Genomic DNA, 15322 nt, shown 5'->3' with positions numbered 1-15322 from the left:
CCCGCACTAACCCGCACTAACCCGCACTAACCCGCAAGCAACACAAGCAGTACCTGAGCATGCACGACCCGAAACACCCGCAGTAGGACCAGGAACTACGAACAGAACGCGATCACTTGTCTAACCCGCAGATCACATTCTGACTCGAGGATTTTTACCCGAAGAACCACCGCGATGCACCCTCGGCACCGCACACCAATTCACGCAGGAGGCGTGAAGATGACTACATACGCAACCAACATCCCCGCCGGCTGGTACCCCGACCCGCTTGGCCTCCCCCAGCTGCGCTGGTGGGATAACCACACCTGGACTGACCAGATCTCTGGAGCACGCGCACCGCTCGTGCACCAGCTGGTCGATGTCGACTTCGCCGACCCCACCGACGACGAGCTCGACGATCACGTCCAGCCCGCCACCGCGACGACGCCGATCGGCCGCGAAACGACACCGGAGCCGACCTTGGCGAGCACGCTCCGCCAGCTCGAAGCCCCCATGCCCGAACAGGCCGTTGACTCGGCTACCGCCGGCGACCCGACTGTCGGCTTCATGGGCGAGCCCTCCAGCGACGACTTCGATCCATCGATTCTCGTTTCAGAGTGGGCGCAGGTTGCTGAAGCAATCAAGATCGCCTCGAGCAGCGCGCAACCAACCGTTTTGGCGATCACCTCATCCAGCTTCCCAATGCTCGTCATCGATGTGAACGAGCGCGCCTACTGGTGGAAAGCTGAAATCACCGACTTCCCGACGCACCCGGTCAGCATCAACGTGCGTAGCCACATCCGCGAAGAAGTGATTATGCCCACGGGTGCCGGTTTTGACCTCAACCCGCTGCTGTGGATGATCGGCAACACCGGTTACGCTCACACTCCCGCACCGTGGCTCGTCGATGGTGCCCGCTACCGTCTGCGTCGCTGGCCGAATATCACCAACCTTCCGCACGATGCTGACCAGCTGCGCATGACCTCGATCCTGAGCCATGCACCGCTGTCGGCGAAGGAACTTTCGGCGATTGCCGAGACGTTGCCCACTGCAGCACACGCACTCCTTGCGGCGCTGAGCCTCATGAACATCCTGCGCATCCTTCCCGGTGCCAGCGAAGACGAAACTGACACTCCGGCACCAGCGCCGGCACCTCAGGGCCTCTTCGCACGACTCCGCGGACGCCACAAGCGCTAACGATCTCAGCCGAGAGGGTGGGCATATTGCCCGGCTCACCCCTCGACTGAATAATCCTTGATTTCGGATGCCGCTGGCTTAGAGTGTCGGCATGACTCCGTTTTCGTCGCCCGCGTCCCATTTCGCGCGGTGGGCTACCGCCGCCTATCTCAGCGCTGGACTTCTGGGCGCTAATCAGTTCTTCTTCGGCGCCTACGGCGCAGTCGGCACAGCTCCGGCAGAGTTTCCCGTCTTAGTCACCGTCGTTGGCGCCGCGGTCGGAGTTTTTGCGATCGTGCTGCTCGCATTCGCCGTGGTCATGACGGGGTTCGCGATCAAAGCCGGATGGAGCGCTCGTTCACAGCCTGCGCGAGAGACCACCGCGGAGACGGCCGGCGACCGCCGCTACACTCTCGATCCGCCGGCGACCGCGCCGCTCTCACGTCGAACGCGATTGTCGATCAGCACCGGTACCGTCGTGGCGATGATGGCCGTAGTCACGATCGGAATACTGAATATCTTTATCTGGAATCCGCTGACCAAAGCTCCCGGGCTCACGCTTGACGAGATCTACGCAGCCATGACTGCGGCGGGAGAACTCGGGCCCGACCCGTTCCCTTGGATTTGGGCCATTTTCTGGCCCCTCGTCGCACTCGCTTTCGCGGGCCTCACGGCGTTGCCCACTTTCGCGAATATCATCACCGTGCGCGGGATGCTCATCCTTAGTTGCGTAATTCTGAGCGTGGCGATCTTCTTCCACTGGTTCGCCGGCTTCTCGATGGGCATGGGGCTGGCCGATACCTTCTTCGTCAGTGGCGGTGATGCCGCGAGCCCCGGCATGCTGCTCAGCATTCTCGGGCAGCTGCTCGCCGTTGCCGCGCTCTTCCTCGCCATCACCCCCAAACGCACAAACGCGGGCCGCCTGCCGGAGCAGACGACCCGCGTCGTTACGAACTAGCTAGCTTGCGCTGAGCCTCTTAGCTGTGAACCGCAGCGAGGGTGCGGCGGTCTTCGAGCAGCTGAGGCCAGAGCTTGCGACGGTCGCGCACGACGAAGCCACGCGCAATGAAGCGGTCTTTGCCATCGAAGCGAGGGGCGTACATCGAACGACCATGCATGGCGCGCAGGTTGTCGAGCATCAGCAGGTCGCCCGGCTGCAGCACGTGCGCGTCGCGGTGCTCAATGTAGGTCTCGACGACCTTGCCGAGCAGACGCTGAGCTTCAGCGGTGATGCCGTGCATGAGGTCTTGGTCAACGAGGATGTACGGGTCGTCCTCTGGACCGGTGATGATCGGGAACGGACCACGAACGGCATCCGGGCGAGGAATGTATGGCTGGAACGACTCGTCGATCGTGGTTGCCCACAGCGGCTGGCGCAGCTTGGCAACCTCTTCAGGAGTCATCTGGGCAACAAGCTTGCGACCCGAGAATGCATACGTCTTGGCGTTCTCGTCACCGCGAAGGGCACCGAGGATCACATAGTCAGGCTTGAAGTCAGAGAAGCACTGCTCGGTGTGAGCTTCGAGCTCGACCTTCGAGCCCTGCGACTGCTGAGTTACAGCAAGCTTCGGGTTGGGGACCATGTCTTGAATGAGGTGGCCGTTGCCCTCAGCCTCGTAGGCAACCATGCTGCCGAGGAGGTGAGCAAGCATGCCCATTTCTTTCGCGAAGATGGTGGCGGCGCCCAGACCGCTCTTGTTGTCGAGCGGAGTATCTGTAAGGTCTTCGTCGACATACAGGCCACGCACAACCATGATGCCGGCTTCGGAGCCGACCTCAGCAAAATTCAAAACAGCCGCACGGACCTCTTCAGGCAAACTGAACGCTGCAGCGAGAGCTTGGCGACCGAAGTCATCCGGGTTCTCATTAGGGTGCGCAGTAATGCGCTCGGCAGCGGTACGGATCGCTTCGGCAGTGGCCGAGTCGAGGGTGAACAGGCTCGATTGGAGCTCGTGAACGGTAATGTCGCTCTCCTTGCTTCGTGCGATGCGCTAGCTGTGGCTCACAGGGCTCTTGGAAGGCGCAATCGCGGACATCGTCTCCATAGGGAAGACACTTCATAAATTACACCCTCCACCTCCAAAAACACGAGGATGGCGGGGCCGACGGGGCCGTGCACAGCAAAGTTGAAGCAATCCCATAGGCGCAAACACAACCGCTCCAGTCGCGATAAGATAATCCGGCCAGCGGGAGTGGTGAAATTGGTATACACGCAGGATTTAGGTTCCTGTGCTTTCGAGCGTGCGGGTTCAAGTCCCGCCTTCCGCACAACGTGATTTTGGGAATTTTTCCGATGCGCTGCAACCAGTTACGGCTCGATGAGCTGTGATAACTAGCTCACCGGCCACCAGCGAGGTCATGAGCGAGATTGCGGGTTGTCACATAAAGGCGTCGATATCGCTCATAGGCTGCGTCATAGGTTTCCGCGAGTGAATGGTTGGGCGCAACAGTGTGGCTGTACCTCACGGTCTCCGCAGCGTCCGCCAGTGAAGCGAAGACTCCGACTCCAACACCGGCGCGAAGCGCATCGCCGAGGGAAGCACCGATTGTTTCGTCTGGCACGCTTTGGGCGCGCCCCGTGACATCTGAGACGATCTGAAGCAATAGCTCGTTTTGTGCTCCGCCACCGACCGCAAGCACGCGGGAGGCCGTATACCCTTCCGCAGCCATCTTGTCAAGGTTCTCGCGAATACTAAACGCGATTCCCTCTAGCAGCGCACGGTAAATATCGCCACGCGTGTGCTGAAGGGTGAGCCCAAAAATGACGCCGCGTGCTAGCGGATCGTCGATCGGGGTGCGCTCCCCCGAAAGGTAGGGCAACGCAATTATTCCGTGCGCTCCCGGGGTTGAGCCTGCGGCCAGTTCCGCCAAAGCCGCGAAGGAAGGTATGCCAGCATTCTGCTCTTCCGCGACTTCCGCAGACCCGAACTCGTCACGGAACCAGGCTGTAACGTTACCGAGATTGTTCGTTCCGCCTGCTAGTGAGAATGTGCCCTCCTCCAGGAAATGGCCCGGCCAGAAACTCGTCGTGCTGGGAACTGATTCGCATTGCAAGATGAAGAATCCTGTCGACCCGTACATCAGCATGAGATCGCCGGGGGCCGCGAGTCCAGCGCTTGTTGCTTCAGCCGCGGCATCCGCTGTGCCGGCGACCACCGGCGTTCCCACAGCCAACCCCGTGCGCAGCGCTGCATCCGCAGTTATTGATCCGACTACATCGGTGCTCCACACCAATCGCGGTAAGAGATCGGCAGGGCAGATGCTCTCGAACCCCGGAAGCCACGATCTACCGTCTGCAGAAACCAGCGGCGAATAGTTTGTGGACAGATAGCTGTCTAGGGTGCGCTGACCTGTCAGACGGAGCACAAGATACGCTTCCGCACCAACGATTGATCGTGTAGCGGCCCACACCTCTGGCTCGTTCTTCTGCAGCCACAGTAGCTTCGGCACAACGGACTGCGACGTGAGCGAGACGTCGAGACCTTGCACTGAGAGAGAAGCTTCCAACTCCCGGCATTCGACAACCGCCCGCGAGTCGATTCCATAGAGAATTCCGGGACGAAGCGGTTGGTCATCAGCGTCAAGCGGCAGCACACACGGCCCTATCGCGCTCACCGCCATCCCCACGATGTCGCCGGGATCGATTCCGACGATGAGTTCCTGACACAGCGCTACGAGGTCGCCCCACCACACCGCATCCGCGTCCTGTTCGAAGTGACCGGGTCGAGGCGTATCGACGCCATGCGGCACACTCGCTGTTGCCACAATTCGGCCAGATTCGTCCGTCAGAACGCCCTTTGAGGAGGCCGTTCCGACATCGATGCCCAGCAACATTCGCATCAGTTGTCCACCGAATTAGAAGCTGTAGGTGCCATGCTCAACAACCGTTCGGCCGTCGACCCGCACCGATCCGGTTGCGCGGATGTCCTTGACGATGTCCCAATGGATCGATGACTCATTCGTGCCGCCGCATTCGGGATAAGCGCGACCGAGTGCGATGTGGCAGGTTCCGCCAATTTTCTCGTCGAGCAGGATGTCGTTGCTGAAGCGATCGATCCACTGATTCGTTCCGATCGCGAATTCACCAATCGCCGTTGCCCCAGCGTCCGACGCGAGGATTGTGGAAAGGAACTCCTGTTCCGTTGACGACGTTGCAGAGACGAGGGTTCCGTGTTCCCAAGTGAGTCGGAGGTCGCGAACGAGTCGCCCACCGAGCACTGCGGGATTTTCAAACCAAATGGTGCCGTGCTCGGTTCCGGTGACAGGAGCGGTCATGATCTCACCATCTGGCATGTTGATGAAGCCAGGAGACGCGATCCACTTTCGACCCTCGACCGAAAAACTGAGGTCGGTTCCGGTGCCGAGAATTCGCACTGTCTTCGCACCGTCAAGAGTGTCAGCCCAGCTCTGCCATACCGACACCTCTGCTGCCCAGTCGAGCAGGCTGGAACGAAAAAACATTTCGGTGAGCTCTTCAAGGGAACACCCGGCTTGGGCCGCAAAATGCTCATCCGGTATTCTCACGAGAGACCAACGGGTATTTTGCCACCGAAGAGCCGAGACTTTGCCCTGCGCTGCTTGATTGACGGCGAGTCGGCTCGCGGGAATCGAATCGTGGATCGAGATATCGAAACCGCCACGAAGGGCGATGTAGACATCCGCCCAGTCCATTCCGTATGCCTCAATCTCGGGGACCCACGCTAGTTGCTCGTCGGAGCCGTGTTCGAGAACGGAGTGGCGAGTCTGCTCGGACAGGAATTGCACCTGTGGTAATCCTCCCGCCTTGATCACCGCGTCGAACACACCACGGGCGAGAGGAAATGAGCCGATCTCGCCCATGGCAATCATGACCCGCTCGCCCGGCTGCACCTTGGTCGAGTAATTCACGAGGATCGCACCAAGCTCGGCCCAGCGAGGGTCGCCCTCCAAACCAGCCATGCGCTACTTCTCTCCGCGGAACTCGCGGGCTGCGGTCATTAGGGCAACGACTCGCTCCTCACTGGCCTCGTTCCAAATGTAGCCGTCACGCTTGAACGCAGTCCCGATAACGGCACCGTCGGCGATCGCGAGTTGACTGGCAACAGTCGAGACGTTGACACCGGTGTTGGCGAAAACTGGCGTCTCTGGCACGGCGTCCTTTACGGTCTTCAGGATCGCGGAATCAGTTGTCGCACCTGCGGTGAGGCCCGAAACGCACAGCACGTCAGGACCGCAGTTGAAGACTGTCGAGCGTGCGACCGAGGCGATATCACGATCGGCGAGGTACACAGCAGACTCCGGAACAATGTTGTACATCAGACGAACGCCCATGCCGTCAACCTCGCGGCGATGGCGAGCGACTTCACCGCTGTTGGTGTTCCACATTCCGTAGTCGCTCGCATAGACACCACTGAATATTTCGCGAACAAATTGGCCACCGGTTGCGACGGCAAGGTCAATGCTCGCGGTCGGATCCCACAGCACGTTGACCCCATAGGGCACGGTGATCTCGCTCTTCAGCTCGCCAATGACGCGAGCCATTGTTGCTGTGGTAATCGGATGGGCCTTCAGAAGGTACGGAAGGCTCGCTTCATTGGAGAACATAATCGCATCGACCCCACCATTCTGCAGCGCGTGGAGGTCGCGGCGAGCCGCTTCGAGAACTTTCTCTACACCGCCGTCAGCGTCGTAGCCGGGGTCACCGGGCATCGCGAGCAGGTGGCACATTGCAACCACGGGCTTGTGCGTCCCGTAAACGTCCTGGATCCAGTTCATGTTGTACTTCCTCTTTCTGGTGCTAATTGAGCGAATTATTGGCGCGGCGATACCGGCCGGAAAGTGTTACGTGGCTGATCCAGCCTCAGTGGCGAGGACGGCTGCCTCCGCGATGATGACTTTGACACCGGAGAGTCTCAGTTGCTCGGCAAGTTCCCCCGTAGGGGCTACATCCGTGACGAGCTTGTCGATGATGTCGAGTCCCGCGATCCGCGCGAAGGCGACCCTGCCAAATTTGCTCGAATCTGCGACGACGATCACCTCCTTAGCCGAACCAACCATCGATTGTTTGACGAGCACGTCGTCCCAGTTGTAGTCGGAGAGACCGAAGCTCGCATCGATACCGGCGGCCGCGAGAATGAGGCGATCGACCGAGAGATCTTGGAAGGCGCGGGTCGCGAAATCGCCGGTGAGAGAGCCCTCCCCTGTGCGCAGCATGCCTCCTGTAAGCACTACCCGCAGTTCCGGGTTCTCAGACAGCGCCTGCGCTGCGCGCATCGACGGAGTGACAACCGTAATATTTCGGCGACCGGTGAGCATTCGCGCCACCCCAAGAGCCGTGGATCCCGTGTCGATGGCGATCGAGTCGCTCTCGGCGATGAGAGCGGCAGCGGTGCGCGCGATACGCGACTTTGCCTCAGATGCCTCGTTGGCGCGCACGAGGTATGGCGGCTCGAAGCTCCGTCCTCTCCCGATGACGGCACCTCCGTGCACACGACGAGCAAGTCCCGCTTTCTCAAGTTCGAGAAGGTCCCGACGCACGGTCATGGGCGACACGTGGAACCTTTCAGCGGCGTCCACCACCGATACGGAACCGCGCTCCTCAAGCGCTTGGAGCAATTCAGACCTTCTGCGATTCAACTTCACGAGACAGCCCTCATTGGGCGCGTGGTGAGTGATTCAGGAGTCGGCGTTTGCTTCTTCTTGCCTCGCCGCGACATCGTCTGAATTGTGACTACAACGAGCAGCAATGCTCCCCAAGCAAAGTCTCGGAAGAAGTTGCTGTCGCCAAGCCCGACCAGCAACATGTTGAGACCGGTCGAGAGCATTTGAAGCGCGATGAGAGCCAGAACCACACCGCTGACTCTGCCTGAACCACCGGTCACTGCGACGCCGCCGAGTACCACGATCAGGATCGTGACGAGGACGTAGCTCGATCCGTAATTGGGGTTCGCCGCGTCAGTCCGGGCCATTACGACGATGCCAGCGAGTGCGGCGAGCATGCTGCAGATGATGTGCGTGATGAGAACGACACGACCGTTTCGTACACCCGAGAACAGCGATGCCCGCGGGTTGGCACCGAGCAAGTACATAGTGGTGCCCATCGGTGTGCGATTAAGAAGAACCCAGACAGCGACAATGACAGCGGCAAGGATGAGCGCCGGCACGGGGATATAGGCGATCGATGCGCTGCCGATTCCGGACAGCTCGGTCGGGAACCCATACAGCGAGACTCCGTTACTCAACACCGTCGCAATTCCGCCGAAAAGGGTGAGCGTCGCCAGCGTTGCCAGAATCGCCGGAACACCGAGATATCCGATTAGTACACCGTTGACGATGCCGCACAGGAGTCCCACCAGCAGCGCGACGGTGATGCCGACAGCAAGCGCACCGGGGCCAGACGTCGCCTGGATTGGCGCCATCGCAATCGCGGCTGCGATAGCCGAGAGGTTCGCGACCGCACTTACCGATAGGTCAATGCCTCCGATCACCATCGCGAGCATCATGGCGAGTGCCAGAATGCCGAGATCTGAGATCTGCAGCGCCATCGACGTGAAATTACGGGAGCTCAGGAAGGTGTCCGCTTTGAGCGCGGAGAGCAACACAAGAATTCCGAGGACAAACCCGATCAGGAGCCGAATGTGACGGTCTGCCGGCCAGATGGTCGAAATCGCGCGCGTTCCAAAAGTAGCGAATGTGGACATGTCAGGAACCTCCAGTTGCGGCGCGACGCTGACGGAGAGCCCGCAACGCCGGCACCCCGGTGCCGATGATGAGAACGACCCCCACGGCGACCTGCTGCCACGTCGCGGGGAGACCGACGAGAACGAGTGAGTTCTGCACGATTCCAATAAGCAGGACTCCAAGCAGGGCCCCGACGACGGTGCCGCGGCCACCAGTAATGAGCGCGCCACCAAGCACGACCGCAGCGATGACAGCAAGCTCCGATCCTTGTAGCCCGACCGGATTCGCGTTGCGATATAGAGTCGCAAACGTGACACCAGCGATGGAAGCAAGTCCACCGACGGTCGCGTAGATGAAGTAGTGAACCCTGCGCACATCGACCCCCGAGCGTTCCGCGACCGTCGCGTTACCGCCAAGCGCGTAGATCTGACGACCGAGCGTCGTGTGGTTGAGGAGGAGCCAAACCAGCACGGCGAGAACCACCAAGATCACTACCGCCGGATGCAGGCTCGTGGTTCCTGCGCCGTTGGGGTTCGGCACAGTGAGCAGGCTCGCCTGCGAAAACTCGATGGTTCCCGCCGGGAGGGCAAAAATCGACTGACCTCCGAGAAAGAAGAGGGCACCACCGTAGAACAGGCTCGAGGTTCCCAATGTCACGATGAGCGTTGGCACCTGGAATCTTGCGACAAAGAAACCGTTGAATAACCCAAAGGCAATGCCGATCGGGGCGGCGACCAAGTAGAAAATAATGCCGCTCCCGTCGAACTGGGCGGCGACAAGAATGGTAGCCGCGGCGAAACTCGATACGTTTGCAATGGCCGGGAACGAAACATCCACACCACCGGAAATCATGACAAGTAAGACGCCAAGAGACAGGATTCCGGTGACAGTGAGCAATCGGAGCAGATCGAAAATGTTCGACACCGACAAGAAGGCCGGGTTGATTGCTGTGATGATGACGCTCACCGCGATAATCGCCGCAGCAATAGTGAATTCGTTGGAGCGGAGAAGTCGTTTCGCGACGCTGCGAGAGCGAACGACGGGCGTTGTCTTCTCGGCTACGGCGCTCACGATGCCACCAGCAAAGTGTTGAGTTCCTGTTCGGTGATGTCTTTTCGAGCGAAAGTGTCGGTCACTTGTCCTCCACGCATGAGCAAGATGCGGTGACACACATCGAGCAGTTCAGGAATGTCATCCGAAATAACGACGATGCCCATCCCGTTGCCCGCTAGGTCACGTAGCAAGTCGAGAATTTGAGCCTTCGAGCCAATGTCTACGCCGACTGTTGGTCCGTTAAGGACCAGAATTTGTGGCTTGGCCGACAACCACTTAGCGAGAACAACCCGCTGCTGATTCCCACCAGACAGTGTGGACACCGCCTGGGTCACCGTTGGTGCCTTGATGGCGAGGTTTGCCACCCAATCGACGGCGAGTTTCAGCGCCGCTTTCACATCGAGCAGACCAAATCTGTTGCCTAAATCGCCTACCGTCCGAATGACGATGTTGTCTTTTATCGAGTGCTCAAGAAACAACCCCTCGGTCAAACGATCCTCCGGGACGAAACCGATGCCGTGGGCGATGGCGTCCTGAACTGAGTTCAGTTCCACTGGCTTGTCGTTAATGAGGACGACGCCGCTTGTTGGCGGAAGCATTCCAAAGAGCGAGAGCGCGAGGGTATCGCGTCCAGAACCAAGAAGACCGGTGACACCGACGATCTCCCCAGCCTTGAGCGATAGATTTACGTCGCTGTAGCAGCCAGAGCGCGAAGCTGAATCGAGCTGAAGCAGCATGGGGCTGTCATCCGCAACCGGTGCAGCAATGTTGTGACCGTATTCGATCGCGCGCCCCGTCATCGCGGTGACCAGCGCCGATCGGTCGAACGAATCTGCTGCGGCATCCGCAACCTTCGTACCATTTCGAAGGACAACGGTGTGATCAGAAATCTCGGCGACTTCGTCAAGTTTGTGGCTAACGAAGAGGGTCGAGATGCCTTCTGCCTTGAGCCCCTTGACAACGTCAAGGAGCGCCACCACCTCTCGCTGCGACAAGGCAGTGGTCGGTTCATCCATCACGATGAGCTTGGCATCGGTGACGAGAGCTGCGGCGATTGCGACAAGCTGCCGGTCGACCATCGGCAGGTCGCCGGCTAAAGCTTCGAGATCGAGGTCGATCCTGATCCGACGAAGCACTGCGCTCGCGATGGCATTCACGCGCTTGCGATCGAAGCGACCGATCCGACCTGCGACTTGGGAAGCGAAGGCGATGTTCTCCGCAACGCTGAGATTTGGGTAGAGAGAAAAGTCTTGATAGATCACTTGGATGCCTGCCTTGAGAGCATCTGTCGGGCGATAAGAGGTACGGTTCACCCCACCAATGACGAACTCGCCAGCACTGGGTGCGTGCACCCCAGCGAGGATCTTAATAAGAGTGGACTTTCCTGATCCGTTTTCGCCAACGAGACAGCAGATTTCTCCTGCGCCTATCTCCAAGTCGACATCGTGGAGAGCGGTGACCCCGGCAAAATCCTTACCAATCCCGGTCATGCTCACGATCGTCTCGTTCACGGTGTGTCCTTTCGATGGTGGGCCCTGCCCGCTGGAGATGGGCCAGCGGGCAGGGCTGCACTTGGTTGCGAGCAACTTCTCGCGGCGCTTGAGTGTGTGCCGCGCTGCAGACTAGAAGTTGTAGTCAGCCATGTTCTCCGCAGTGATATTGACCCAGGCGCTGCCCGTGATGACCTTGCCGTCAAGCGTGATCGATTCAAAGCCAGCAACACCGAGGTCGGTGCCTTCGGCGATTTCCTCGCCCTGCAGCACCATGAGTGCGACCTTGTTTGCGGCGTAGCCAGCGTCTGCAGGATCCCAGGTGGTCACGAGGTCGATCGCCCCGGTCTTCAGGAGGTCACCAGCGTACGAAACGATGCTGGTTCCGAGCACTGATACCGCGTCCTGCAAGCCTGCTTCTTCAACCGCTTGCCCAGCACCGACGACATCAAGCGCGTCGCCGCCAATAATGCCCTTGAGGTTCGGGTACGTCGCGATGAGCTGCTTCATCTGCGCGTACGACGTGTTCTGATCCGATCCAGTCACCTGGCGGTCACCAACAAGTTTCATGTCGGGGTAATTAGCCTCGCCGTGCGCGATAGCGGCATCCATCCATTCGTTTTGTGCGGTCGAATCGAGGCTCCCGACGAAGACGGCAAAGTCCCCGGTCTCGCCAGAGAGTGCCGCGAGCTCGTCCATGAGGTGCTCGCCATAGGCGGTGTTGTCAAAAGCTTCGACGTTGTAGACAGCATTTTCTACGTTGGATGCTTCGTGAGTCACGACAACGACACCTTCAGCCATCGCCTGTTTCATAACAGGTTCCATCGAGGCGACCTCAGTGGGGACAACGATGAGTGCGTCGATTCCCTGTGCGAGCTGATCCTGAGCGACCTGCACCTGTAACGCAGGATCTGCCGTCGATGGCCCTTGTTCAAAAGCGGTCACGCCAGTGTCAGTGCCGAACTGCAACACACCAATCTCCATGCGCTTGAACCAGTCAAATCCCATCGATTTAACATTCGTGGCGAAGACCAGTTCTGAGACTTCCTTGCCTGCTCCAACCCATTCGATGTCGGTTCCGTCTGCCTCAGGAACCGTGGTTGTTGTGCAGGCGGCGAGGGAGATAGTGACGGCTAGGGCAGCAAATGCTGCCGTTACTCGTGTGGTGCGCATAGGTGACACTCCTTGATTTCGATGGCTGGTGGGAGAAACCTTTCGAAACTGAGCGAATGTTCGTTCGTACATCCTGCGTGTCGCTCCAGCTCGAATTCGCACAACCGTAGCAGCGGATTTCACCGGTCGACGAACCACGAAATTGACTGCAGATCCCCGATTTCTGGCCTATATTTCGGCGACGTTACGGTGGAATGACCCCGACGTATCAGAACTCGTCGAATCGAACAGTTCGCACACAAACGCACAAGAATGAGGTGGGTCAGGACGTGGCGAGTTTCTGTGAAAAAAGTTTCTTCGAACTCGCATCCAGAATCGTTGAGCGGCGTGTCGCAGGATCACGCCGACACGGCAGATGAACCTTCTGATGTCACGACGGTCTTGCCGATGGCTCCGCCGGTTTCCACGAGTGCGTGCGCGGCCCGCAGCTGTTCTGCGTTGAGCGGGCTGAACGTGTGCGTGAGCGTCGTGCGGATCCGTCCGGCATCCACCAGATCGGCGACTTCGCCCAGCAGTTCGTGCTGCAGCACCATGTCGGCGGTGTGCTGGGCTGATCGAGTGAACATGAGTTCCCAGTGCCAGCTGAGCGCCTTTGCCTTGAGCGACAGCAGGTCGAGCCCGGCCTCGTCGTCGATGGCCACGATCTCGCCGAACGGCTTGAGCAGTTCCACGATCGCGGGCAGGTTCTTTCCGGTCTGCGACGTGAAGACCCAGTCCACGCCCTCTGGTGCAACGTCGGCGACGTTGGCCGCGAGGTCGCCACAGTGGTTGACCACAGCATCCGCCCCCATTTCGGTGACCCAGGCTCGGGTTTCGTCGCGCGACGCCGTGGCGATCACGCGCACGCCGGTCAGTTCCTTGGCGAGTTGAATGAGGATCGACCCCACTCCCCCAGCGGCTCCCAGAACGAGCAGAGTGCCCGTGCTGGCGCTCGTGAGCTTGAGCTTGTGAAAGAGCGCCTCGTAGGCGGTGATGGTCGTCAGCGGCATTGCTGCCGCTTCAGCGTGGCTCAGGCTCGACGGCTTGCGTCCGACGATGCGCTCATCGACCAGGTGCATCCGCGAATAGGTTCCGGGGCGAGTGATGTCGCCGGCGTACCAAACCTCATCGCCCGGCTGGAAGAGTGTCACGTCGGGGCCGACGGCGGCAACAACACCGGAGGCATCCCAGCCGAGAACACGATCGGCTACTTCTCCGCCAGCCCGCACTTTCACATCAACGGGGTTGACCGAAACTGCAGCAACTTCCACGAGGATGTCGTGGCCGGTTGGTGCGTCAACGGTCAGTTCTGCGTCGATCAGGCTTCCCTCGCTCTCAATCGGTCCGCCAGTGCGGGTGATGACGGCGGGGGCTGCTGAGCCGATGCTGAAAGGGGAGGGAGCTGACATGTTCATGGGGTCCTTTGCGTGATCGCTGGCGTGTGCCACCACGCTAAACCGCTCATAGTGGTGACCCGCAAGGGAGGCAAGTTACCCCGAGGTAAGTGTCTAGACGAGTGCGCGCGCTGCCTCAGTGCGCTGCGCGTGCTCGAGTTGTGACTCGGCCCAGACACGCAATGCCTCGAGAGGAACACCGGCTTCGTGGCCGAGTGGGGTCAGGGTGTATTCCACGCGAAGAGGAACCTCGGCAAAGACTTCGCGATCGACGATTCCGTAGTCTTCGAGCTTGCGCAGCGTGCTCGTGAGCACCTTCGGCGAAATTCCATCGAGGTGACGCTGAAGCTCACCGAAGCGCATCCGACCGCCTAACAGGGCACCGATCGCGAGGGCTGACCACTTGCTGGCGACGACATCCAGCAAATCGCGGCACGGACACGTGGCCGAGAAAACGTTACCCAGGTGCACATGGTCATGATTGGTGCTGGGTTCGAGACTCATTCCCACTCCTTGATAGTTACTTTCTTTAGGAAAGCAAGAATACGCAGTTTTACGCAGAACCGGGGGTATCCCCCACAGCGAGGCCCCTCCAGCACGCGTTACTCTGTGACGTACATAGCTAACGTCGCCGACTACGCGCACCTAGCCGACGATTCTGGAGAACCCCCTTGGTAGGCACCGCCCTTATCCCTTGGCTCGATCCCCAAAACCTGATCACCGGTTTTGGGGCCTTCGCGCTGCTGGGCGTTGCCTTCATCGTCTTTGCCGAGACCGGGCTCCTCGTCGGATTCTTTCTTCCTGGCGATACTCTGCTTCTCATCACCGGCGTTCTCACCTTTGCCGGCGTCATCGAATATGACATTTGGTGGGTCTGTTTAGCTATAAGCCTTGCCGCCTTCCTCGGCGGTGAGGTCGGTTATCTCATTGGGCACAAAGTGGGCCCCAAGATCTTTGAACGCAAAGAGACAGGTCTCTTTAGCGTCGAAAATGTCAAACGCACCAATGCCTTCTTCACCCGCTTCGGCGGTCTCGCCGTCATCATGGCGCGCTTCGTGCCGATCGTGCGCACTTTCGCACCGGTCGCGGCGGGCGTTGGCCACATGGACTACCGCAAGTACTCGCTCTACAACGCGATCGGCGCTCTCATCTGGGGCTCTGGGCTCACCTTCGGCGGCTACTTGCTCGGCTACATTCCCTGGCTTAGCGATTTCATCGTCGAGTACATCGACCTGATACTGCTCGCCGCTGTGACCCTCACCGTGCTACCGACGGCGTACCACTACTTCCGCTCGTCCTACAAAGCGAAGAAGGCGCGCGAAACTGGCCGCGCCGAGGCTCTCGACGATGCCGAAGCAGAAAAGCTAGCCCTGCACCCGAAAGACTTCAACCAAGACTTCGACGACTAGGCCAGAAGCC

Annotated in this window: 14 protein-coding genes and 1 tRNA gene; 4 read left to right on the top strand and 11 right to left on the bottom strand. The window is 59.6% G+C overall.

The genetic code is table 11. The features are described 5' to 3' along the window. Positions 1–219: 219 nt before the first annotated feature. Positions 220–1176 carry a DUF2510 domain-containing protein gene (locus ACWFSR_RS04365; protein ID WP_447523155.1) on the top strand — a complete coding sequence of 319 codons (957 nt, stop codon included), beginning with the start codon at positions 220–222 and terminating at the stop codon, positions 1174–1176. Between the two features lie 91 nt (positions 1177–1267). After that, positions 1268–2113, top strand: coding sequence for a hypothetical protein (locus ACWFSR_RS04360; RefSeq protein WP_197107280.1), 846 nt, complete (start codon positions 1268–1270; stop codon positions 2111–2113). A 19-nt stretch (positions 2114–2132) separates the two neighbouring features. On the opposite strand, the gene ACWFSR_RS04355 is transcribed toward ACWFSR_RS04360, so the two are convergent. Next, the gene (locus tag ACWFSR_RS04355; RefSeq protein WP_197107281.1) at positions 2133–2972 is read right to left on the bottom strand and encodes a TauD/TfdA family dioxygenase; all 840 of its coding nucleotides are present in this window, start codon (positions 2970–2972) and stop codon (positions 2133–2135) included. Positions 2973–3341: 369 nt separating this feature from the next. Here ACWFSR_RS04355 and ACWFSR_RS04350 point away from each other — a divergent pair. Then, positions 3342–3423: transfer RNA gene (locus ACWFSR_RS04350), tRNA-Leu, on the top strand. Between the two features lie 69 nt (positions 3424–3492). Here the strand turns inward: ACWFSR_RS04350 and ACWFSR_RS04345 are convergent. The 10 genes from ACWFSR_RS04345 to ACWFSR_RS04300 all read right to left on the bottom strand — a co-directional run bounded on the left by ACWFSR_RS04345 (position 3493) and on the right by ACWFSR_RS04300 (position 14407). Beyond that, positions 3493–4995 carry an FGGY-family carbohydrate kinase gene (locus ACWFSR_RS04345; protein WP_447523154.1) on the bottom strand — a complete coding sequence of 501 codons (1503 nt, stop codon included), beginning with the start codon at positions 4993–4995 and terminating at the stop codon, positions 3493–3495. Positions 4996–5010: 15 nt separating this feature from the next. Next, positions 5011–6093, bottom strand: a complete 1083-nt coding sequence (locus ACWFSR_RS04340) for an aminopeptidase (RefSeq protein WP_447523153.1) — start codon at positions 6091–6093, stop codon at positions 5011–5013. Positions 6094–6096: 3 nt separating this feature from the next. Beyond that, entirely contained in the window at positions 6097–6909 is an 813-nt protein-coding gene (locus ACWFSR_RS04335; protein ID WP_447523152.1) for a BtpA/SgcQ family protein, read from the bottom strand. Between the two features lie 66 nt (positions 6910–6975). Continuing rightward, on the bottom strand, positions 6976–7776 hold the full coding sequence (locus tag ACWFSR_RS04330) for a DeoR/GlpR family DNA-binding transcription regulator (protein ID WP_447523151.1): 801 nt from the start codon (positions 7774–7776) through the stop codon (positions 6976–6978). After that, positions 7773–8834, bottom strand: a complete 1062-nt coding sequence (locus tag ACWFSR_RS04325; RefSeq protein WP_447523150.1) for an ABC transporter permease — start codon at positions 8832–8834, stop codon at positions 7773–7775. The genes ACWFSR_RS04330 and ACWFSR_RS04325 overlap by 4 nt, the downstream gene beginning before the upstream one ends. A 1-nt stretch (position 8835) precedes the next feature. Continuing rightward, complete coding sequence (locus ACWFSR_RS04320; protein WP_447523149.1) at positions 8836–9885, bottom strand: ABC transporter permease; 1050 nt, start codon at positions 9883–9885, stop codon at positions 8836–8838. Further along, positions 9882–11378, bottom strand: a complete 1497-nt coding sequence (locus ACWFSR_RS04315; protein WP_447523148.1) for a sugar ABC transporter ATP-binding protein — start codon at positions 11376–11378, stop codon at positions 9882–9884. The genes ACWFSR_RS04320 and ACWFSR_RS04315 overlap by 4 nt, the downstream gene beginning before the upstream one ends. A 111-nt stretch (positions 11379–11489) precedes the next feature. Beyond that, the gene (locus tag ACWFSR_RS04310; RefSeq protein ID WP_447523147.1) at positions 11490–12530 is read right to left on the bottom strand and encodes a substrate-binding domain-containing protein; all 1041 of its coding nucleotides are present in this window, start codon (positions 12528–12530) and stop codon (positions 11490–11492) included. A 338-nt stretch (positions 12531–12868) separates the two neighbouring features. Beyond that, on the bottom strand, positions 12869–13918 hold the full coding sequence (locus tag ACWFSR_RS04305) for a zinc-binding alcohol dehydrogenase family protein (protein WP_447523146.1): 1050 nt from the start codon (positions 13916–13918) through the stop codon (positions 12869–12871). 99 nt (positions 13919–14017) lie between these two features. Next, positions 14018–14407: a winged helix-turn-helix transcriptional regulator gene (locus tag ACWFSR_RS04300; protein ID WP_447523145.1), complete on the bottom strand. Its 390-nt coding sequence runs from the start codon at positions 14405–14407 to the stop codon at positions 14018–14020. Between the two features lie 167 nt (positions 14408–14574). Here ACWFSR_RS04300 and ACWFSR_RS04295 point away from each other — a divergent pair, with 167 nt between their 5' ends. After that, entirely contained in the window at positions 14575–15312 is a 738-nt protein-coding gene (locus ACWFSR_RS04295; RefSeq protein WP_197107284.1) for a DedA family protein, read from the top strand. Positions 15313–15322 lie beyond the last annotated feature (10 nt).

The sequence above is a fragment of the Salinibacterium sp. NYA9b genome (assembly GCF_976973725.1).
The sequence above is the reverse complement of the archived record's forward strand: the minus strand, read 5'-3'. Positions and strand labels throughout refer to the sequence as shown.